Origin of the sequence: Bordetella avium (assembly GCF_034424645.1) — a bacterium.
Lineage (GTDB): Bacteria > Pseudomonadota > Gammaproteobacteria > Burkholderiales > Burkholderiaceae_B > Bordetella > Bordetella avium.
Genome location: NZ_CP139969.1, coordinates 707,866 through 727,323, shown reverse-complemented (window position 1 = coordinate 727,323; position 19,458 = coordinate 707,866). Strand labels below are relative to the sequence as shown.

Below are 19,458 nucleotides of genomic sequence, written 5' to 3'. Positions count from 1 at the left end.
CCGCCGGCTCGCATACAATTCCGTCTCATGTCTATCCTCTTCAATGCCTACCCCCTGGCCCGCCCGGCGCTCTTCGCCATGGACGCGGAAACCGCCCACGAAGTCACCCTCGCGAGCCTGCAACGCGCCTATGACTGTGGCACCACGCGGCGCTGGCTGCACGATCAACCCCAGTTGCCGACGACACTGATGGGCATGACCTTGCGCAACCCCGTGGGGCTGGCGGCCGGACTGGACAAAAACGGCGCCTTCATTGATGCACTAGGCAATCTGGGCTTTGGTTTTGTCGAGGTCGGCACCGTCACGCCCCGCGCCCAATCCGGCAACCCCAAACCGCGCATGTTCCGCCTGCCCAAGGCCAATGCACTCATCAATCGCCTGGGTTTCAACAACCAGGGGCTGGATGCCTTCCTGGCCAATGTGACACGCAGCCGTTTTCGCAGCCAGGGCGGCATCCTGGGCCTGAATATCGGCAAAAACGCGGACACGCCGATCGAACGCGCCGCCGATGACTACCTGATCGGCCTGGCTGGCGTCTATCCTCATGCGGATTACGTCACGGTCAATATTTCTTCGCCCAACACCAAGAACCTGCGTGCGCTGCAAGGCGGTGACGAGCTCTCGCAATTGCTGGCTGCGCTGCGCGACAAGCGCGCCGAACTGGCGCAGCAACATGCGCGTCAGGTGCCGCTGGTCGTGAAAATCGCGCCCGATCTCAGCCAAGAGCAGATCGACATCATTGCCGACACACTGTTGAGCAATGGCGTGGACGGCGTCATCGCCACCAATACGACCTTGTCGCGTGAGGCCGTGCAGGGCATGCCCCATGCCGCCGAAACCGGCGGTCTGTCGGGCGCACCGGTGCACGAGCTGTCCTTGGCCGTTATCGAACGCCTGCGCCAGCGCGTGGGCTCCGCGCTGGCCATCATTGGCGTGGGCGGCATTCTGTCAGGCCAGCAGGCGCGCGAAAAAATCGCCGCCGGCGCCGATGCCGTGCAGCTTTACACCGGCCTGATTTACCGCGGCCCCGCCCTAGTCGGCGAATGCGTCGGCACGCTCAAGAACACGGCCAGATAAGGGGCTTTTCTTTTCGCAAGCGCCGCTATCGGCGCAACGCGCCACGCGGCATGGAAATACAAAAAAAGGCCACCCGGTGGGTGGCCCTAATTTCCAGCTCTGCTCTGTCACTCAAAGGTACTACAGACACGGTCTGCGCAACAAGCCCATCAAGACAACAACACCCTCAAGATGCGCTAAAGCACAGACCGTAATGGGTCAAAACCCTGATGGATTAAGACCCAAGGTGAACCACCGACATCAAGTGGCGCGGCGCGTGCGACCGGCAGCCTTGGTGGCAACATCAGCGGCATCCGAGGCCGCCTTGAACGTTGCACTCGCGGCGGCGTTCAGGTTGGACTCGGCGACCTCGGCGGCCTGCTTGGCAGCCTTGGTCAGCGATTCATAGGCATTGTTAGCCGTAGCCAGCGAGGACTTCAGCAGAGCAACGGCGCTTTCAGAACCATTCGGGGCGTTCTTGGAGAACTGCTCGACGGCCTCCTGGACATGCTGTTGGCCTTCGGCGATCTGCGCTTCGGCCAGCTTGGCCAGATCGGCCTGCACGGTATTGATGATGTCATACACGTGCTTGCCGTAAGCCAGGGCCTTTTCGGCGCTGAGCTGCACCAAGGCGGAGGTGAAGGAGGCAGCATCCTGGACATCTTTCAACTCAACGGCTTGCTGCGACTTCTGAGCCACTTCGTCCAGCGTCGCCTTGACCACCTTCAGGTTCAAATCAACCAGTTTCTCAAAACCACCGAACACGGCGGTCTGGGCAGCGACCAGGGTTTGCAAGGCGGATTTCTGGCGGGCCAGAACTTGTTGGGGGATGGCGGTCATGCGGATTCTCCTTCACGGTAATTTGGGTAGCGCCAACTTTTATGAAGCTGGGAACCTACTGCCAAACGGGCGCGGTGGCACAGACCGCCCTCCTCGTTTGCTGCAACGCACAATTGATATTTTAGGCAGCCAAAAAACCCTGTCAAGTAATTTTGTGCAATGCAGCACGCGAATAATCCTCAGCGGTGACAGCTTGCTTTCAGGGCGGTCGGGAATTACCCCAGGGTGACGCATACAAGCTGGCTCCCTACACTTTTGAGGCTTGCCTCAAAACAAAACCCTAGACGGCAGGACATGATAAATGCACAAAAAAGCTACACGCAGCGTAATGACCTGCATTGGAGACTACATGACTCGCCTTCCCCGCACGCTTTCAGCCATTATGGCTGCCGGTTCCATCCTTACTGCCGGCGCTGCCCTGGCCGACTATCCGGAGCGCTCCGTCAACATGGTGGTGCCCTTCGCCGCCGGCGGTCCGACCGATAGCGTCGCCCGCTCGCTCGCGGAGGCGATGCGTCCTACCCTGGGCGAAACCATCGTCGTCGAGAACAAGGGCGGCGCCGGCGGCACCATCGGTACGACCCAGGTGGCCCGCGCGCCCGCCGATGGCTATCAAATCTTACTGATGCACGCCGGCTTCTCAACCGCTCCCTCGTTGTACAAGAACCCGGGCTACGATCCCTACAGCAGCTTCGAACCCATCGGTCTGGTGGTGGATGTGCCCATGACTCTGCTCGCCCGCTCCGACTTCCCGGCCAACAATATTCAGGAACTCACTGAGTACATTAAAAAAAACCATGAGAAGATCTCGCTGGCCAACGCGGGGGTCGGCGCGGCCAGCCACCTGTGCGGCGTCATGCTGGCCGATGCGCTTGGCGTGAATCTGCTGACCATCCCGTACAAGGGCACCGCGCCGGCCATGAACGACCTGCTTGGCAAACAGGTGGATCTATTGTGCGACCAGACCACCAACACCACGCAGCAAATCAACGCCGACAAGGTCAAGGCCTATGCCGTGACCAGCCTCAAACGCGTGCCGACCCTGCCCAAACTGCCCACCATGGACGAATCCGGCTTCAAGGGTTTTGAAGTCGGTATCTGGCATGGCATGTGGGTGCCCAAGAACACGCCCCAGGCGGTTCGCGACAAGCTGCAAAAAGCCCTGCAAGCGGGTCTGGCCGACCCCAAGTTCCAAGAGCGCATGGGCCAGCTCGGCGCCACGGTTCTGACGGCGGATGCCAATCCGCAGGCCCTGGACGCCAAGGTCAAGCAACAGGTCCCGCAATGGGAAAAGCTGTTCACCAAGGCGGGGGTCGAAAAGCAATAAGCGCGCTGCGGACAAACCGCGGTCTCGCCTGGCCTCTCCATGGCGGAGAGGCCTTTTTTACACGCCGCAAAAAAACCCATAACTGGCGATACGTTATCCGGACCGCTGTACAGATCTCCGCTTCGATCGCAAGTTCCGATGCGTCTCTCGAACTGATGCGCTTGCGTCAATAGGCAGCGCGGGACTCCCCCGCGCCGGACCATCCCCAGGTGGTTCCGCCCCTTGACACCTACCCCCCAGGCAAGCCCAGGCTGCACTCGACTTGCTCAAGCCAGGGCCTAGCTTGCTCGCCACGATCAAGAGGCCAGCGACTGACAGCCGGACGCCCGCAGACGGGCGTGCAGACTAGAGGGCGTCCGAATGACTCTCGGGCTCAAAGCCCAGGGCTTCGGAAATGGCCGCTGCCGAATCCTTGAGCAGACGGACCCATTCATCCTGCAAGCGTTCGGCCGGCGCAGAAATGGACAGACCCGCTACGAGGCGGCCCGTATCGTCGTACACCCCTGCGGCGATACAGCGCACGCCCAGTTCCAGCTCTTCGTTGTCACGGGCGTAACCATGATCGCGAACAAATGCCAATTCGCGTTCGAGACGCTCAAGGTCGGTCAGGCTGTTGCGAGTGTGGCCCGCCAGCCCGGTACGCAGGGCATAAGCCCGCACCTGCCGAGAGTCCCAGGTGGACAGAAACAGCTTGCCGGTAGAGGTGAGGTGCAAAGGCGCACGACCGCCGATGGCGCGCACCACCTGCATGCCGGAACGCTCACTCCAGGCCCGGTCGATATAGACGATTTCGTCGCCCTGTTGCACAGACAGGTTGATCGTCTGCCCGGTGGAGCGGTGCAGATTGCGCATGACGCCAATGGCCGCCTCACGCACATTCAGCCGTCCCTTGACCAAGGAACCCAGTTCCAAGAGGCGCATGCCAAGTTGATACAGGCCATTGTCCACGCGCTCGACGTAACGGCCGATAACCAGATCGTTGAGGATGCGGTGAGCCGTAGAGGCGTGCAGCCCTGTGGTGGCCGACAGCTCCTTGAGCGTGACGGGTTCGGACTGCGCAGCCAGCGCATCCAGCAGACGCATGGCACGATCGATTACCTGGATAGCGGGCTGACCCGCATCGGAGGACGGCACGACGACAGAAGCGGAAGGCACACGAGACATGATTTTCTTGGCTGCCCGCTACGAAATGCGGCGGCGCAACAAAACTTGACTTATCGTATTGTGAAATTCAAGCCAGGTTTTGGCAACCGATATTTGCAATGCCGCTCATCCGTCCTAGCTCTTGGCCGGCGGCAGGAACTGACCGCCCAGCCTCAAGACTTCGGCGCGCAGATACTCCAGCGCCTCGGCGGCGGCCCCGGGTTCGCCCTTGACGCCCAGCTCGATATGGGCCGGCGCGCCGGCCTCGCCCACGCTGGGCAGGCTGAAGGCTTTCACGGCAGGCCAGCGCGACTCCAGTGTCTGCATCGAGAGCGTGATGCGCGACTCCGGCATATTGAATACCAGGAAGGAGTGCTCGGCATGCTGCACTTTGTGTTGCAATTCGCGATAGCGAGTGTCCAGCGTCCATTCGAGCATGGGCCAAGCCATCACCGGGAAACCAGGCACAAAGCTGTGGTCATGGATGTAAAAGCCCGGAATGCGGTTGTAGGGATTGGGGATGATCTCGCAACCCTCGGGAAACATGCCCATTTGCAAGCGCTGTTGATTCTCGGGCGTACTCATATCCTCAACGCCCTGCCCCTTGGCGGCCAGGTCGCGCGTGCGCTGCACGATGGCCGCTTCGGCCTCTGGGTGCAAGCACAGGCCCAGGCCGAGGGCAGCAGCCGCCGCCTGGCGGGTGTGGTCATCCGGCGTCGCGCCTATGCCGCCGCAGGAGAACACGATGTCGCCGCTGGCGAAGCTGCGGCGGTAGGCTGCAGTCAACATTTCGCGGTCATCGGTCAGAAACTCAGCCCAGGCAAGCTTCATGCCGCGCGCGGCCAGCATCTCGATCACTTTGGAGAAGTGTTTGTCCTGACGCCGTCCGGAGAGGATTTCGTCGCCCACGATGATCAGGCCGATGCGACGGTTAGCGGTATCTGCAGTCATGGATGTTCCAGGAGTGATGTAGCGGTGTTGGGGGAAGCGCGCAGACGCTGCAGCGCATCCAGGCCGTAATGGGCGTAGACCAGCCCCGAAAAGACCGGAAGAATGATCCAGGCCGGCGGCAGCATATTGAGCAGCGCGCAGATGAAACCGATGATCCAGAAACCGGCGTTGTTGCGCGCCAGCAGCCAACGCCGCTCTTCGGGGCTGGCATGCTCGACAATGGCATCCAGACGCAGCATGCGCGAAAAAGCGAAGGCCCACCAGAATACCGACAGCAGAAAGGCCATCGGCGGCACCAGCCAGAACGGCAATGTCAGCACCCAGCCCAGCGCGAACAGCATGCTGACCCAGATGGCATTCCAGACACTGACGGCGGTGGCATGACGGCCCAGGCGTGCCAAGCCGGCGTACTCGCGCCGCCCGACATGGCGCAATACCAGCGGCATGACAAACACGGCAGCTATGGCCAGGCCCAGAATGCCGGACACGGGCAACAGGAGGGCGGCGGCCAAAACGGGCACGAGATACAGTTTGAGCGAGAACAGGCCGACGGCCACGAGCCAGTCATCGAGGCGGTTGACCATATCCCATTGCGAACTCTCCAGGCGCAGCCAGTCGGTCAGGGGCGTCCAAAAGAACCACAACAGCAAAATGGCACCGAGCGCCGCAATCAAAAAGGGCAGCAACACGGCAAACAACATATTCGGGTGCAGTTGCGAGATCAGCGCGCGCTTGAATGCGCGCGTGACATCGGCGCCCACCACGGACAAAGACGGCGGGGAGATTGAGTTCATGGTCAAGGCAAGAAACAAGGCATGGCGGGTATGATAGACAAACACGCTGCGATTTGCCCATATGCCCTTACTTCTGCCCAACTCGCAGGCCCTGCGCGATGCGCTGGCCCAAACCGACCGTTTGCTGGTCGCCTGTTTCTGCGCGGCCTGGTGCGACACCTGCCAGCAGTACCGCATCAAGCTCGAAGCCCTGGCGCGGGCTCGCCCCGAGCTTGTTTTCGTGTGGATAGACATCGAAGACCATCCCGATCTGCTCGGCGATGAAGATGTCGAAAATTTCCCGACGCTGCTGGTCCAGGCCCCAGACCGCATACGGTTTTACGGCACGATGCTGCCGCATATTGGGCATCTCGAGCGCCTGCTCGACAGCCTGAGCACAGACGCCCCCCCTATTCAGACGGGGCTGCCCGATGTGCGGGGCTTGCTAGCCGGCGCCTGAGCCGGCATCAAAGGGGTTTGCGGCTGCCGCCCAGCAAAACGGCCAGTTGGCGCTTGGGCGCGCTGGTGGTGCGCGGCGCTTCAGGCTCAGACGTGGCGGCCGAGCTCGACGGCACATAAGGCTTGTAGAAAAAGTCATCGACGGGCTGGCGCGGCGTGCGGCGAAAGCTCTCACGCCCCTCTCGGCCTTCGCTGCGGCTCTCACGACCTTCCCGGCTGCTGCGACGCTCGCCACCCCGGCCGTGGCTGTGCGCCAGCAACTCAGAGGGGATGTCCAGCTTGCCCCGCGGCACCTGGCGCTTGATCAGCTTTTCGATGTCGAGCAGATAGCGCTCTTCCTCGGGAGTGAACAGGGCAATGGCTTCGCCGCTCGCCCCCGCCCGGCCGGTGCGGCCGATACGGTGCACGTAATCTTCGGCGTTGTACGGCAGGTCGTAGTTGATGACGCAGGGTACGCCCGCCACATCCAGCCCACGGGCCGCGACATCGGTCGCCACCAGCACTTCGAGTTCCCCGGCCTTGAAGGCTTCGAGGGCCTTCATGCGGTCAGCTTGCGACTTGTCGCCATGAATGGACTCGGCCTTGACCCCATCGAGTTCGAGCTGCCGAGCCAGACGGGCAGTGCCGATCTTGGTGTTGGAAAACACGATGACTTGCTTCAGGCCGCGCGACTTGACCAGATGCACGACGGCGGCGCGCTTGGCTTCGCCCGTCATCTGATAGGCAATCTGCGTGACCGTATCGGCCGTGGCATTGCGCGCCGCGACTTCAATCTCGATCGGCTGATTGAGATAGGAACGGCCCAGCTTGCGGATTTCGTTGCTGAACGTTGCCGAGAATAGCAGACCCTGGCGCTGCGGCGGCAGCAGACGGATGATGCGTTCTAGGTCAGGGAGGAAACCCATATCCAGCATGCGGTCGGCTTCGTCGAGCACGAGAATACCGACCTGGCTCAGGTTGACGTTCTTTTGTTCGACGTGATCGAGCAGACGACCCGGCGTGGCGACCAACACCTCGCAACCCTGGCGCAACGCTTCCTTTTGCGGCCCGATATCGACACCGCCGAACACCACGGCGGAACGCAGCGGCGTGTGCAGGCTGTAGCGCTTGACGTTCTCGTAGACCTGGTCGGCAAGCTCTCGGGTCGGGGTGAGGATCAAGGCGCGCACCGGATGGCGGGCAGGCGAGGCACTGCTATTGGCCAAAGGCATCAGCCGATGCAGAATGGGCAGCGTGAACGCTGCCGTTTTGCCGGTGCCGGTTTGGGCGGCACCCATGACGTCGCGTCCTTCCGCGACGACCGGAATCGCCTGCGCCTGAATCGGCGTGGGGCTGGTGTAGCCCGTTTCGGCAATGGACTTGAGCAGTAAAGGATGCAGCCCGAAATCGGCGAAGGTAAGCGCCTCGGCGGAGGGCGCGGCGGAAGAAGTAGAGTCAGTCATCGGGATAGGCACATACCGGGGGGCAGACAAAAAGAACAAAACGGAATACGGCTAGCCCGGATTGCTGTGGATAACTTTATTTTAGCGCAGCCGCGAGACTACGCCTCGGACGAATTCTGACGGAAAGTTGAAACCTGCCTGACAAGGCCTTTTCAGGCCGCCAACCAACGCAGGCCCCAAAGGGCCAACATACCCGAGACGATGACCAAGACAGCGCTGCGAGTACGCAGAAAAACAATAATGCCGAACAGTCCGGCCACCAGCTTGTAATCAAACACCGGCCCCAGGCTTTCTTTCCAGGGCAAAAAATCGGGCACCACAATAGCCGTCAAGGCGGCCACCGGCGCGTAACGCAGCGCGCGCCGCACCGAGTCTGGCAAGGGGAGGTAATCGCCAAACACCATAAAGCCTGCCCGCGTGAGCACGCTGCACAAAGTCAGCAGCAAGATGGCGCTATAGACATAGATTTCGCGTTCGGACATCAGCGCCCCAGCTTCTTCATGCGGCGCTCGGCCCATATTCCGGCCATGATGCCGGCAATGACGGCAGCCGCCAGGCCCAGACGCAAGGGCAGCACCTGCCCCACCCAGGCTACGAGGCCGGCCGCCAGCACCGTGACCACCATCGGGCGGGTGTTGACCAAGGGCACGGTGATGGCCATGAGCGCCAGCACGGCGGCAAAGTCCAGTGACCAGCTCGCAGGCACGACGGCGCCCAGATAGATACCCACGATGGACGATGTCTGCCAGACATACCAGCCAGGCGCGATGGTTCCCAGAAAATACCAAAGCTGCTCACGCGTGCCGCGCACCGGCGCATCGCCGAAACGCGGCATGAACAGCACGAAACCCATATCGGTCGTGAAATAGCCCAGACCAAGACGCTTAGGCCAGCTCAAATGACGGAAAAACGGGTGTAGCCCCGCGCCAAAGATGACGAAGCGCAGGTTGACCACGCAGCCCGCAGCAAAAATCAGCCACAGCGGGGCGCCCGAGGCAATGAGCGGCAAAGAGGTCAGTTGCGCCGACCCGGCATAGAGCAGCAGCGTCATGGCCAGGGCCATGGATTCGGTCAAGCCCGACTTGACCATGGCCACGCCAGTCACCAAGCCCCAGGTGCCGGTCGCAATCAGCGCAGGGGTGATCGCATGCACCCCCTGTCGGAAGGCGTCCAGCCGTTCGCGACGGGCTAGCTCTTCCAGGGCACAGTCGGAAGGTTCAGAAGCCACGGCAAGGACTCTGGCTGCACAGCGACATGGTACTCACGAAAAAAAGAGGGTGATATGACGGTGCGCCCGGCGATAGGGCTAACAGCCGATCCTTCAAAGTAAGACCAAAGAACTATCAGGCGCTCATTGTAACCCTGTCGCTTGATACAATAGTGCACACTGAAAGGAGGAAGCCCGCCGATGGTCATTGCGACGGGCTGCGCATGTCACTCCCACGCCCCGGCCGCCACGTCCTGGCGGCGATGAACCTACCCCTTCATTGATCGTCTTACGTTTTTTTAGGAACGTCCCATGACCGCAGCCGCCCAAGCCGCGCAAGCCGCCATCGAAGTTGGCGCCGAAGACCTCCCGGTGTATTGCCCCGGCCCGAAAGCCCCTCTCTGGAGCATGCACCCGCGCGTCTTCCTTGACGTCGCCCATACCGGCAGTGCCCGCTGCCCCTACTGTGGCACCGAGTACCGGCTCAAGCCCGGCACGGTGATCCACGGCCACTAATCTTTTCTCGCCCCGCGCCGCCATGTTCGCCACCCCCGACGAAGCAGAGCACGCTTTTTACGAAGCCCTGGAGCAGGCCGATGCCGATCGGCTCATGCAGATTTGGGCCGATGACGAAGAAGTCGTATGCATCCATCCCGGAGGCCTGCGCATCGTAGGCCATGCTGCAGTGCATGAATCATGGCAGCAGGTGCTCGCCAATGGACCGCTGCGTCTGCGGCCCCTGCGTCCTGTCGTGGTGCACAGCATGATGTGCGCCGTGCATGTGCTGGTCGAACAGATCACGATTCTCACGCGGGAAGGCACCCAGTTCGCCAACTGTTACGCCACGAACATCTATCACAAGGGCCCGACGGGCTGGCGCATGGTGATGCACCATGCCTCCCAGGCGCCTGCCGAGGCGGGCGTGCTGGACTTGCACGACGTGCCCGACAGGCTGCATTAGTCCTGTCCATACCGGAGTCGACTCTGTGCCTGCCCAGACAACTGATGTTCAAGCCCAGCGCCTGGCGCGAGCGGCTGGCACGCGCGGGGGGGTTTCCCGTACAACTGGCCTTAGCTTAGGTGTGCTGCATTGGCCGCAACACGGATAGACCTCACCCCCTGCCCCGTCCCCGCCTGGCTGCCCGATGGCCATAGCCAGACCCTGTACGCGGCCACGATGGCGCAGTATCACCATATTGCCTTCGTGCGTGAGCGGGTTGACACACCGGATACCGATTTCGTCGATTTCGACTGGACCGGCCCTGGCCTCTTCCCGCACAAAGCAGCCGACGGCAGTCCCGTCACGGGCGACGCGCCAGTCAATGGCAAGACGGCCGCTGCGCGCTGGATGAAGCCCGAAGACTGGAGCGCCCTGCCGCGCGCGGCCGACACGCCGGCGCTGGTGCTGTTTCATGGACTGGAGGGCGGCAGCAACAGCCGTTACGCGCAGTCCATCGCACACCACTTCCGGGCGCGCGGCTGGATCGTGGTGATCGCCCATTTCCGGGGTTGCTCAGGCGTTCCCAACCGTCTGGCGCGAGCCTATTACTCCGGCGACTCCGACGAAGTCGGTTTCATGTTGGATACGGTGCGCTCACGCATTCCGCATGCCCGCTGGCATGCCGTGGGCGTATCGCTGGGCGGCAACGCCCTGCTCAAATATCTGGGCGAACACGCCAACTCCAGCGGCTGGCTGGCCGGGGCCGCAGGCGTATCAGTGCCCTTAGACCTGGTCGCAGGCGGCAAGGCGCTATGTCAGGGGTTTTTCGGCCGCAGAATCTACACGCCCTATTTCCTGCGCACCATGAAGCACAAAGTGCTGGAAAAAGCCAAGCGCTTCCCCGGCGCCATTGATGTCATGCGGATTGCCCACGCCCGCGATCTGCGCGATTTTGATGATGCCTATACCGCGCCCATGCACGGTTTCCGCAATGCGCTGGATTACTGGACGAGAGCATCCAGCAAGCCCTGGCTGGCCAAGATTGGCATTCCAACGCTGGTGCTCAATGCGCGCAATGATCCCTTTCTGCCAGCGAACGCCCTGCCCATACCGGCAGAGTGTGCCGACGCGGTGCTTTTGCACCAACCGGCGGCGGGCGGCCATGCCGGCTTTCCGACCGGGCCCTTCCCCGCACACTTGAACTGGCTGCCGCAACGGCTGGGCCGCTTTTTCGAAACCGGTAAATAAGCCAGCGGCGGGATCAACCCGAGCGGAAGCGCTCTAGGAGCGCCCGCTCATCGGCCAGTTTCTGCTTGACCTCCCGGATCTGCACGTCGATCTGCGACTGCTCGTAAAAATCTTTGGATATTTGACGGGCCTGCTGCAACTGAGACTCTGCCGCCGCGTAAGCGCCGGTCGCCACATAGAAACGCGCCATATCGCGACGCGCCTCGACCGGATGGCCGGCGCGCTCCTGGCTCTGCGCCAGCAACTGGTAGAGCTCTGGCTCATCATTGCCCCATTGCTTGATGCACTCGCGCAAATACGCCTGGGCGTCTGAATTGCGGCCGTTATCCTGCAAGGCCTGAGCATAGGCCAGGCCGAGCGCACGGTTGTCAGGCCATTGCTTGATCGCCGCCTCGGCGAGGGTCAATTGGCGCGAACGGTCTTTGCGGGCGGCGGCGATATCGATCGCCAACCGGGCCATCATGGGAGACCGGCGGCCATCGGCTGAGGCGGCGTCAAGCAGCGCCTGAGCCTGATCCAGCTCATTACGCTGAAAATGATAATAGGCCAGGCCATATTGGGCAGCCGCCCGGCGCACCCCCGACAGGGTGCGAACCTCATCCTGCAACTGCTGCTGCGCCGTGCGCAGACTGGTCGTATCGCGCCCCTGCAACACGCGCATCTTTGCACGAATGAACCAGAAATCATCACTGTCGACAAAACGCGAGGATGGCATCTCACGGATGCGATTCTGCACATCCGACATCCGGTCGATAGACAGCGGATGGGTGCTGGCCCAGGCACCGCCGCCCATGCCTTCGTTTAAGCGCGAGGCATTCATAAGGCGCTCGAACATATGCGCCATGCCTGAGGGGTCGTAGCCGGCGCGGGTGAGCATTTGCAAACCGGTGCGGTCGGCTTCGCGCTCGGCATCACGGGAAAAACCCAGTTGACGGTTGATCGCAGCGGCCTGCCCGAACGCGGCCACCCCCATGGCAAGGTTGGCCCCGCCCCCCGCTAACGCGGCCAGCAAAGCCGCAGCCAGGCTGGCCATCATGACGACACCGCTCTGGCTTTGCTGCGTCATGCCGCGTGCAATGTGACGCTGCACGACGTGGCCGATTTCATGCGCCAGCACCGCCGCCAACTCCGATTCGCTGCCCGAGGACACAATAAGCCCCGTATTGACGCCTATGAAGCCGCCCGGCATGGCGAACGCGTTGATTTCCGGGTCGCGCACACCAAACATTTCGACATCGGGCACGCTGCCCGGCGAAAATGCGGCCAGTTTGCGGCCCATTCTTGTCAGGTATTGAGACAGCTCAGGGTCATTGATATAGGTGGGATCGCGGCGCCCCTGGGCCATGATGGCCTCGCCCAACTGACGCTCCAGCCCGGGGGACAGGTCGGCCGAAGATGCCGCCCCCATAGAAGGCAACCCCATAGGTTGCGCCAATGCGGGCGCCATCGGGAAACCCAGCGCCAAACATAAGACGGCAGACAAGGCGCGGGCCTTGAGCGAGAATAGAGGACGGCGGCAGTTCATGGCTTCTATGATAGCCAGACCTGCCAAAAGTTTTCGCTGCTGCTTTGTTTATTCATAAATTTTATTGGAGCCCGGATGAAACCCGTGCGTAAGGCCGTCTTCCCCGTAGCAGGCATGGGCACCCGTTTCCTGCCAGCCACCAAGGCCATGCCTAAGGAAATGCTGCCCGTCGTGGACAAACCGCTGATCCAATATGCCGTCGAAGAAGCCGTCGCCGCCGGGATCACAGACCTGATTTTCGTCACCGGCCGCAACAAGCGCGCGATCGAAGACCACTTCGACACCGCGCCCGAATTGGAAACCGATCTGGAAAAAAAGGCTAAGTACGAACTACTGGCTCTGGTGCGCGACATTCTGCCTGCTCACGTCCACTGCATCTATATCCGCCAATCGGCCCCGCTAGGCCTGGGCCATGCGGTGCTGACCGCCGCGCCCGTGGTCGGAGATGAACCGTTCGCCGTATTGCTGGCCGATGACTTGATCGACGGCGACACCCCGGCATTGGCGCAACTGATAGCCTGCGCCGCCGAGCAAGACGGTAGCGTGCTGGGCGTGCAGGAGGTACCGCGCAAAGACACCAACAAGTACGGCATCGTGGCATCGAGCCATATCGCCCCGCGCACGGAAAGGGTTTCGCATTTGGTCGAAAAACCCGCACCGGAAGACGCTCCCTCGACCCTGGCCGTCGTGGGCCGTTATGTGCTGGAGCCGCAGATTTTTGATCATCTGCGTAACACCGGCAAGGGCGCTGGCAATGAAATCCAGCTTACGGACGGCATCGCCGCGATGATGCACGAACGCGCTGTCTATGCCTACCGCTACGAAGGTCAGCGCTATGACTGCGGCAGCAAGGCTGGCATGTTCCAGGCCACGGTGGCCTTGGGCCGCAAATACCACGGCCTGATCCCGGAATAAGCCAGCCTCGCCTGACGCGGCCTGCAAGACAGGCGCGTCAGGCTTAGCCTTCGCGCCAGCGCTTATTGCCAACCATAGCGCCGCACCCAGACATTTTTCAGCTTCTGAGTCATGGTGGCGTATCCCAGCAAAATCAGCACCAGGAAAGGGAAATAGGTCCAGGGTAGCGCTTGCATCTCAAAGTAAGTGGCCACGGGCGAGAAAGGCAGCGCGAGACCGACCAGCATGACCACCGCGGTCATGATGAGCAGCGCAGGCGCGGCGCGGCTTTGCACAAAGGGAATATGGCGCGTGCGGATCAGATGAACGACCAGCGCTTGCGACAGCAGCCCCTCAACAAACCAGCCTGACTGGAACAGCGTTTGATGATCCGGGCTATTGGCGCCGAACACGTACCACAGCAGTGCGAACGTCAGGATGTCAAAGACTGAGCTGATAGGCCCGAAAAACATCATGAAACGGCCCAAGTCCGCCGCGTCCCAACGTTGCGGCGAACGCAATTGTTCGCTATCGACATTATCGAAGGGAATGGCCGTCTGCGAAAAATCGTAGAGCAGATTTTGCAATAGCAGCTGGATAGGCAGCATGGGCAAAAACGGCAGGAAGGCGCTGGCCACCAGCACTGAAAATACGTTGCCGAAATTGGAGCTGACGGTCATCTTCAAGTACTTGAGCATATTGCAGAAAATGCGACGGCCTTCGACCACGCCATCTTCCAGAACGGTAAGGCTCTTTTCCAGCAGAATGATATCGGCCGCCTCCTTGGAAATATCCACCGCCGAATCGACGGAAATGCCCACGTCGGCCGCGCGCAAGGCCGGCGCGTCATTGATCCCGTCTCCCATGAAACCCACGGTCGCCCCCTGCGAGCGCAGCGCGCGCACCAGCCGCTCTTTATGGACCGGCGTTAGGCGGGCAAACAAGGTGCCGCGTTGGGCAGCATCCGCCAGCGCCTGGTCGTCCATCGCGTCGAGGTCGGAGCCGAGATACCAGTGCTCGACATCCAGACCGACCTCACGGCAGACTTTACGGGCAACGGCTTCTACATCGCCGGTCAGCACTTTGACGGCAATGCCCGACTTCATGAGTGCGCGCAGCGCGGGCGAGGCCGACTCTTTGGGCGGATCAAGAAAGGCGATATAGCCCACCAAGGTCAGCCCACTTTCATCGCCCACTTTGTAAGGGCCATGATCGGCGGGCAGACGCTTGATTGCGACGGCAATCACACGCAGACCTTCCGCATTCAGTTTGCCGGTGGCTTCACGAACCGCCGCACGTGCGGCCTCATCCAGCCAGGCCTCGCCATCGGCGGTGCTGACCCTGGTGCAGACAGACAGAATCTCTTCCAAAGCCCCTTTGCAGATCAGTTCGTGGCTGTCGCCGCCGTCGCGATCGCTCACCACGACCGACATGCGGCGGCGCGAGAAATCAAAAGGGATCTCGTCTATTTTTTGATAGTTGGCCGCCGGGTTGAGTTGACGGCCGACTTCGGCATGCTCCAGCACCGCGACATCGAGCAGGTTCTTCAAACCCGTCTGGTAGTAGCTATTGAGATAGGCATAGCCCAACACGGCGTCACTGGGCGCACCCTCCACATCAATATGGCGTTCGAGCGCGATACGGTCTTGGGTAAGCGTGCCGGTCTTATCCGTGCACAGCACCGTCATGGCTCCCAGGTTCTGGATCGCGTCAAGACGCTTGACCACCACCTTCTTGCGCGACATGGCGACCGCCCCCTTGGCCAGCGTAGAGGTCACGATCATGGGCAGCATTTCGGGCGTCAGACCGACTGCCACCGCCAGCGCGAACAGTAGGGCCTCCAGCCAATCGTGCTTCGTGAAGCCATTGATGAGGAACACCAGCGGCACCATCACCAGCATGAAACGAATCAATACCCAACTCACGCGATTGATACCGCGCTGAAACTGAGTCGGCGCGCGCGTGGTGGCTGTCACCCTGCCCGCCAATTGCCCGAAGCTGCTCTGCGCGCCCGTGGCCAGCACCAGGGCAAGCGCGGAGCCACTCACCACATTGGTCCCCATGAATACCATGTTTTCCAACGCCAGCGGATCGCGCAGATCAGGCCGAGCTTGAACGAATTTCTCGACGGGCAAGGACTCGCCCGTCAAGGCGGCCTGTGCCACGAACAGGTCTTTCGCCGTCAGGATGCGGCAGTCCGCCGGGATCATATCGCCCGCCGACAAAGCCACGACATCGCCTGGCACCAGGTCCTGCAAGGCTTGCTCTGTACCGCGCGCCGCGCCGGGACGCAGCACCGTGGCCGTGTTCTGCACCATCGCGCGCAGCGCATCGGCAGCCTTGCCGGAGCGGCGCTCCTGCACAAAGCGCAGTATGGTGGCAATGAGCACCATACTGCCAATGATGAGTACGGCAGCCCAACTGCGTTCATCCGGCTGCGCCAGATACACATCAGTCAACCAGGAAAGGGCTGCCAGGGCAGTCAGCAAGAGATTGAAGGGGTTGCGAAAAGACAGCCACAAATGCATGGTCGCGGACAGAGGACGCTCATGGTCCACCCGGTTCGGGCCATGCCGCTCCCGCGCCGCCTCGGCCTGCTCGGCGCTCAGCCCCTGGGGACTGCTGCCCAGTTCGGCATAGAGGGTTTCGACCGGTGCATAAGCCAGATCCAGGGTGCGTCCATCCAGCCGGTGGGCGACATCGGTCGCCGCGCCAGCCTGAGCGCCAAGCTGTTCAAGAATGGGATCACGGCGAAAATAGCGCCCAATAGGGCGCACTTGGGCGGCCGAGAAAAACAAGGCTTTAAGTACGTGCAGCATCGGAGTTCTCCGAAGGCGCAGACAGCCACACGCAATCAATAGGCGTGCGTGGTCTGCCAGGATTGAACCGGAAGAAAAACGGCGATGCGCCGGACAGGCAAGGAGGGGGAGAAAGCCGTAAGGCTCATCCGGAAGGCGTCAGGGCTGACCCCACCGGGCGCGGGAGGATCAGATCTGGCGTCGCGCCTTGCGCGACCAGCGCCATCGAGGCTCGGGGTCGGAGGTAGCGGGCATGAAGAGACGCTCCAGGATGAAGACTAAGGGAGAAATCAGCGGGCGCTGGCCGTGGCGGCGGCACCAAATCGCACCTGACGCACGGAGGGATTGGCGCTCAGGCGCTTGGCCTGGGACATCAGCTCACCGCGAAGTTCCGGCGGGCAATTCACCGTCACGCAAGCGGACGCCAACTCGGCACTTTGCGAGCTGTCTACTTGAAAGTGCGCCACGCTCAGGCCCGCCGCGGAGAAATCCAAGCAGATCTGCTTGCGCACGTCGCCCAGCGCATCACGCGGGCAGACGACGGTGAGACGCGACACGCCCTGACGGCGGGTGACGGAACGATCTACGCCAGCACGGCGCAGGAACAAGTCGAAGAAACGCATAACGACCTCCGTAACAGCAAATCGGAGACGCACTGCGAGCACACACACCGGCAAAACACGGCTCAGGCTGGCACGACAGGCGCAACCGGGCACGCGGCAAAAACGGCGGTTCTGGCGGATATGTTGGGAGACTTGCCCGTAAGCATCAGCGCGATGCTGAAACTGCTCTGGAAACCAGCGGTGCCAGATCAGCGCTTTTAGGCGGGACGCCGCAACCTGCATTGCTTAACAGGCGCGGCAGAGACTTTGTTCTGCGGATTCTGTTAAGCAGCAATGTCGATACAAGATCGACTACTGTCGCCGGAATCGGTGTTCACAGAACAACTCCTGAGATTGAAAACAACATAATTTTACGCGGGTTTATACCCATGGACAAGGTTTTTGACGCAAGTTCGCCCAAAATATGCGCAGGGATATTTCTCTCGGATTCCGCCTGAGGCCTGAGCCTTGCCACTCGCCCCTGCTTCTGAGAGACCGCCACGGAGGCATCTCCCCGGCCGCGCCTGCGCGCACGCTCAAGAGAATGCCCACGCGTGCGTCGGTCCGCAACCTCATGGTTGTTGCCCGCCATGGCGAACATCTTAAGCAGAATTTCGGCGTCGCTTCCGAGCTTGAGCGGCGGTGCAACCCCACCGAAGCCTCCCCGACATGCCGCGCGTCTCCCGAGCACAAACCGAAAAGAATCGAGCAGCGATCGAACACGCCTCATCGCGGCTTATCCGCGAACGCGGCCTGAGTGTGAGCGTGGCCGATCTGATGGGGGCAGTCGGTCTGACGCCGGGCGGGTTTTACGGCCATTTCAAGTCTAAAGATGATCTCAATGCCGTCGCCTGCGACCATGCTTTCACGGAGGCAGCAAGACAGTGGCAGATACGAATGGCCAGCGCCGGCTCCCGTACCACCCTGATCAATGCCTATCTCCACCCGAGGGCGGCGTCTGCCAAGACGCCATGCCCGATGGTGTCCCTGGCTGCCGACGTGGCCCGCGAAGACACAGACAAGCCGGTGCGCCAGCGCTTTCATCAGGGCCTGGAGGAATTGGTGCGCCGCCTGCAAACCACCTACCACGCCGAGCATGCGCGCGACGCAGCGCTGGCGGATGTGGCCACGATGGTCGGCGCCTTGCTGCTTGCCCGCGCAACGCGGGGCAAGCGCATCTCGCGCGAAATCATGGCGGCGTCACGCACCCGCCTGCTCGGAGACAACACACATCCTCAGGGGTAGAAATACCAAGCCAAATAGGCTGCGAACAAGACATAGATGCCGCCCACGGCCGCCAGGGCAGGGACATTCATACGCCCCTGGCGAAAGCGCAGCCACAGCAACAGAATGGCCGCCAACGTCATCAGGCCAGCGGCGATCAGGGGCGCATCCAGCAGCCAGGGGGTCATGAAGATTCCCAAGGCACTGGGTATGGTCGCCTGAATCATCATGGCGCCCGAAATATTGGCCAGCGCAAGACGCTCCTTACCCTGCCGTACCCAAATGAGCGCATTCATGATTTCCGGCAGTTCCGTCGCCACCGGCGCCAGCAAGAGGGCAGCTAAATGCGGAGAGGCGCCCATGGCCACACCAAGAACCTCGATCTGACGGACGAAAACGTGCGAGGCAACGCCAATGACCGCCAGGGCAAGCAGCGTCTGCGTACAGGCCCAGAACAGCGAGGGTTCCGGATCGCGAGGACGCAACTTGAGCGGCTCAAGATCTTCGCAGTCCAGGCTGTCTTCGTCATTGGAAAGTTCGCGCTTGACGTAGAGGCCGTAGGTGCAAAGGAAAAGAATGCCCAGCCAGGGTTTCCAGGCAAAGGCAATCAAACCCAGGCCGAGCTTGACCACGAAGATACCCATGAACCAGGCCTGGTCCCGGGCAAGCCTGGGCTGATCGGCATTGATCGTGGCCAACGCCTTACCCCGATGGACGCGCAGCAAGGCCCAACCGACGACGGCATAGGCCAGCGTCGCGAGCACAAGCGGGCCGCCCATCGCAGCCCCGACGCCGATTTCTTTTTGCTCTGGGGTCTGACCAAACACGACCGCAATAAAGGTCACTGCGCTTTCAGGCAAGGCGGTGCCAAAAGCGGCCAACACGGTGCCCGTCGCCGTCGCGCCCAGACGAAAACGATGCCCGACCCATTCGACGCCATTGACAAAGAATTCACAGGCGAAATAAATGGTGGCGGCTGCCAGCAGAAATAGGAAGATCGAGAGCAACATGATAGACAGCCGGACGAGC

19 protein-coding genes are annotated in these 19,458 nt (G+C 61.5%); 8 read left to right on the top strand and 11 right to left on the bottom strand.

Going from position 1 to position 19,458, the window contains the following annotated elements:
• Window positions 1–27: 27 nt before the first annotated feature.
• On the top strand, window positions 28–1,077 hold the full coding sequence (locus tag U0029_RS03370) for a quinone-dependent dihydroorotate dehydrogenase (protein WP_012418395.1): 1,050 nt from the start codon (window positions 28–30) through the stop codon (window positions 1,075–1,077).
• Window positions 1,078–1,317: 240 nt separating this feature from the next.
• Here U0029_RS03370 and phaP read toward each other — a convergent pair whose 3' ends face one another.
• Window positions 1,318–1,896: a TIGR01841 family phasin gene (gene phaP / locus U0029_RS03365; protein ID WP_114852713.1), complete on the bottom strand. Its 579-nt coding sequence runs from the start codon at window positions 1,894–1,896 to the stop codon at window positions 1,318–1,320.
• 349 nt (window positions 1,897–2,245) lie between these two features.
• On the opposite strand from phaP, the gene U0029_RS03360 reads away from it, so the two are divergent.
• Window positions 2,246–3,223 (top strand): tripartite tricarboxylate transporter substrate binding protein BugD, encoded by a 978-nt coding sequence (locus tag U0029_RS03360; protein ID WP_114852712.1) that lies wholly within the window; start codon window positions 2,246–2,248, stop codon window positions 3,221–3,223.
• Window positions 3,224–3,568: 345 nt separating this feature from the next.
• Here U0029_RS03360 and U0029_RS03355 read toward each other — a convergent pair whose 3' ends face one another.
• The 3 genes from U0029_RS03355 to U0029_RS03345 all read right to left on the bottom strand — a co-directional run bounded on the left by U0029_RS03355 (window position 3,569) and on the right by U0029_RS03345 (window position 6,111).
• Window positions 3,569–4,387, bottom strand: a complete 819-nt coding sequence (locus U0029_RS03355) for an IclR family transcriptional regulator (protein WP_114852711.1) — start codon at window positions 4,385–4,387, stop codon at window positions 3,569–3,571.
• A 114-nt stretch (window positions 4,388–4,501) separates the two neighbouring features.
• On the bottom strand, window positions 4,502–5,317 hold the full coding sequence (locus U0029_RS03350) for a competence/damage-inducible protein A (protein ID WP_114852710.1): 816 nt from the start codon (window positions 5,315–5,317) through the stop codon (window positions 4,502–4,504).
• Window positions 5,314–6,111 carry an EI24 domain-containing protein gene (locus U0029_RS03345; protein WP_236824172.1) on the bottom strand — a complete coding sequence of 266 codons (798 nt, stop codon included), beginning with the start codon at window positions 6,109–6,111 and terminating at the stop codon, window positions 5,314–5,316. Before U0029_RS03345 ends, U0029_RS03350 begins: the two co-directional genes overlap by 4 nt.
• 61 nt (window positions 6,112–6,172) lie before the next feature.
• Here U0029_RS03345 and U0029_RS03340 point away from each other — a divergent pair, with 61 nt between their 5' ends.
• The gene (locus tag U0029_RS03340) at window positions 6,173–6,550 is read left to right on the top strand and encodes a thioredoxin family protein (RefSeq protein ID WP_012418401.1); all 378 of its coding nucleotides are present in this window, start codon (window positions 6,173–6,175) and stop codon (window positions 6,548–6,550) included.
• Window positions 6,551–6,557: 7 nt separating this feature from the next.
• Here the strand turns inward: U0029_RS03340 and U0029_RS03335 are convergent, their stop codons facing one another.
• The 3 genes from U0029_RS03335 to U0029_RS03325 all read right to left on the bottom strand — a co-directional run bounded on the left by U0029_RS03335 (window position 6,558) and on the right by U0029_RS03325 (window position 9,219).
• Window positions 6,558–7,991 carry a DEAD/DEAH box helicase gene (locus U0029_RS03335; RefSeq protein WP_114852709.1) on the bottom strand — a complete coding sequence of 478 codons (1,434 nt, stop codon included), beginning with the start codon at window positions 7,989–7,991 and terminating at the stop codon, window positions 6,558–6,560.
• A 152-nt stretch (window positions 7,992–8,143) separates the two neighbouring features.
• The gene (locus U0029_RS03330; RefSeq protein ID WP_012418403.1) at window positions 8,144–8,473 is read right to left on the bottom strand and encodes an AzlD domain-containing protein; all 330 of its coding nucleotides are present in this window, start codon (window positions 8,471–8,473) and stop codon (window positions 8,144–8,146) included.
• Window positions 8,473–9,219, bottom strand: coding sequence for an AzlC family ABC transporter permease (locus U0029_RS03325; protein WP_114852708.1), 747 nt, complete (start codon window positions 9,217–9,219; stop codon window positions 8,473–8,475). Before U0029_RS03325 ends, U0029_RS03330 begins: the two co-directional genes overlap by 1 nt.
• A 291-nt stretch (window positions 9,220–9,510) precedes the next feature.
• Between U0029_RS03325 and U0029_RS03320 the strand changes: the two genes are divergently transcribed.
• From U0029_RS03320 to U0029_RS03310, 3 genes are all read left to right on the top strand, one after another.
• Complete coding sequence (locus U0029_RS03320; protein WP_114852707.1) at window positions 9,511–9,714, top strand: zinc-finger domain-containing protein; 204 nt, start codon at window positions 9,511–9,513, stop codon at window positions 9,712–9,714.
• A 22-nt stretch (window positions 9,715–9,736) separates the two neighbouring features.
• Complete coding sequence (locus tag U0029_RS03315; RefSeq protein WP_012418406.1) at window positions 9,737–10,159, top strand: YybH family protein; 423 nt, start codon at window positions 9,737–9,739, stop codon at window positions 10,157–10,159.
• Between the two features lie 129 nt (window positions 10,160–10,288).
• Window positions 10,289–11,386: a YheT family hydrolase gene (locus U0029_RS03310; RefSeq protein WP_012418407.1), complete on the top strand. Its 1,098-nt coding sequence runs from the start codon at window positions 10,289–10,291 to the stop codon at window positions 11,384–11,386.
• A gap of 13 nt (window positions 11,387–11,399) precedes the next feature.
• Here the strand turns inward: U0029_RS03310 and U0029_RS03305 are convergent, their stop codons facing one another.
• Complete coding sequence (locus U0029_RS03305; RefSeq protein ID WP_114852715.1) at window positions 11,400–12,911, bottom strand: beta-barrel assembly-enhancing protease; 1,512 nt, start codon at window positions 12,909–12,911, stop codon at window positions 11,400–11,402.
• Between the two features lie 75 nt (window positions 12,912–12,986).
• Here U0029_RS03305 and galU point away from each other — a divergent pair, with 75 nt between their 5' ends.
• Window positions 12,987–13,826, top strand: a complete 840-nt coding sequence (gene galU / locus U0029_RS03300) for a UTP--glucose-1-phosphate uridylyltransferase GalU (RefSeq protein WP_114852706.1) — start codon at window positions 12,987–12,989, stop codon at window positions 13,824–13,826.
• Between the two features lie 62 nt (window positions 13,827–13,888).
• Here the strand turns inward: galU and mgtA are convergent, their stop codons facing one another.
• Together mgtA and U0029_RS03290 are read right to left on the bottom strand one after the other, a co-directional pair.
• Window positions 13,889–16,624 (bottom strand): magnesium-translocating P-type ATPase, encoded by a 2,736-nt coding sequence (gene mgtA, locus U0029_RS03295; protein WP_114852705.1) that lies wholly within the window; start codon window positions 16,622–16,624, stop codon window positions 13,889–13,891.
• A gap of 269 nt (window positions 16,625–16,893) precedes the next feature.
• The gene (locus U0029_RS03290; RefSeq protein ID WP_012418411.1) at window positions 16,894–17,226 is read right to left on the bottom strand and encodes a hypothetical protein; all 333 of its coding nucleotides are present in this window, start codon (window positions 17,224–17,226) and stop codon (window positions 16,894–16,896) included.
• 648 nt (window positions 17,227–17,874) lie between these two features.
• Here U0029_RS03290 and U0029_RS03285 point away from each other — a divergent pair.
• Window positions 17,875–18,450 (top strand): TetR/AcrR family transcriptional regulator, encoded by a 576-nt coding sequence (locus tag U0029_RS03285; protein WP_114852704.1) that lies wholly within the window; start codon window positions 17,875–17,877, stop codon window positions 18,448–18,450.
• Here U0029_RS03285 and U0029_RS03280 read toward each other — a convergent pair.
• Entirely contained in the window at window positions 18,441–19,439 is a 999-nt protein-coding gene (locus U0029_RS03280) for a sodium:calcium antiporter (protein ID WP_114852714.1), read from the bottom strand. The two genes, U0029_RS03285 and U0029_RS03280, sit on opposite strands and share 10 nt — an antisense overlap.
• Between the last annotated feature and the right edge of the window lie 19 nt (window positions 19,440–19,458).

Bases quoted from the DNA above. Each gene is read 5' to 3' on its own strand.
- U0029_RS03330 (WP_012418403.1), bottom strand. From the start codon at position 8,473: ATGTCCGAACGCGAAATCTATGTCTATAGCGCCATCTTGCTGCTGACT.
- U0029_RS03285 (WP_114852704.1), top strand. From the start codon at position 17,875: ATGCCGCGCGTCTCCCGAGCACAAACCGAAAAGAATCGAGCAGCGATC.
- U0029_RS03280 (WP_114852714.1), bottom strand. From the start codon at position 19,439: ATGTTGCTCTCGATCTTCCTATTTCTGCTGGCAGCCGCCACCATTTAT.
- U0029_RS03355 (WP_114852711.1), bottom strand. From the start codon at position 4,387: ATGTCTCGTGTGCCTTCCGCTTCTGTCGTCGTGCCGTCCTCCGATGCG.
- U0029_RS03290 (WP_012418411.1), bottom strand. From the start codon at position 17,226: ATGCGTTTCTTCGACTTGTTCCTGCGCCGTGCTGGCGTAGATCGTTCC.
- U0029_RS03320 (WP_114852707.1), top strand. From the start codon at position 9,511: ATGACCGCAGCCGCCCAAGCCGCGCAAGCCGCCATCGAAGTTGGCGCC.
- U0029_RS03335 (WP_114852709.1), bottom strand. From the start codon at position 7,991: ATGACTGACTCTACTTCTTCCGCCGCGCCCTCCGCCGAGGCGCTTACC.
- galU (WP_114852706.1), top strand. From the start codon at position 12,987: ATGAAACCCGTGCGTAAGGCCGTCTTCCCCGTAGCAGGCATGGGCACC.
- U0029_RS03370 (WP_012418395.1), top strand. From the start codon at position 28: ATGTCTATCCTCTTCAATGCCTACCCCCTGGCCCGCCCGGCGCTCTTC.
- U0029_RS03345 (WP_236824172.1), bottom strand. From the start codon at position 6,111: ATGAACTCAATCTCCCCGCCGTCTTTGTCCGTGGTGGGCGCCGATGTC.
- U0029_RS03360 (WP_114852712.1), top strand. From the start codon at position 2,246: ATGACTCGCCTTCCCCGCACGCTTTCAGCCATTATGGCTGCCGGTTCC.
- mgtA (WP_114852705.1), bottom strand. From the start codon at position 16,624: ATGCTGCACGTACTTAAAGCCTTGTTTTTCTCGGCCGCCCAAGTGCGC.
- U0029_RS03340 (WP_012418401.1), top strand. From the start codon at position 6,173: ATGCCCTTACTTCTGCCCAACTCGCAGGCCCTGCGCGATGCGCTGGCC.
- U0029_RS03315 (WP_012418406.1), top strand. From the start codon at position 9,737: ATGTTCGCCACCCCCGACGAAGCAGAGCACGCTTTTTACGAAGCCCTG.
- phaP (WP_114852713.1), bottom strand. From the start codon at position 1,896: ATGACCGCCATCCCCCAACAAGTTCTGGCCCGCCAGAAATCCGCCTTG.
- U0029_RS03350 (WP_114852710.1), bottom strand. From the start codon at position 5,317: ATGACTGCAGATACCGCTAACCGTCGCATCGGCCTGATCATCGTGGGC.
- U0029_RS03305 (WP_114852715.1), bottom strand. From the start codon at position 12,911: ATGAACTGCCGCCGTCCTCTATTCTCGCTCAAGGCCCGCGCCTTGTCT.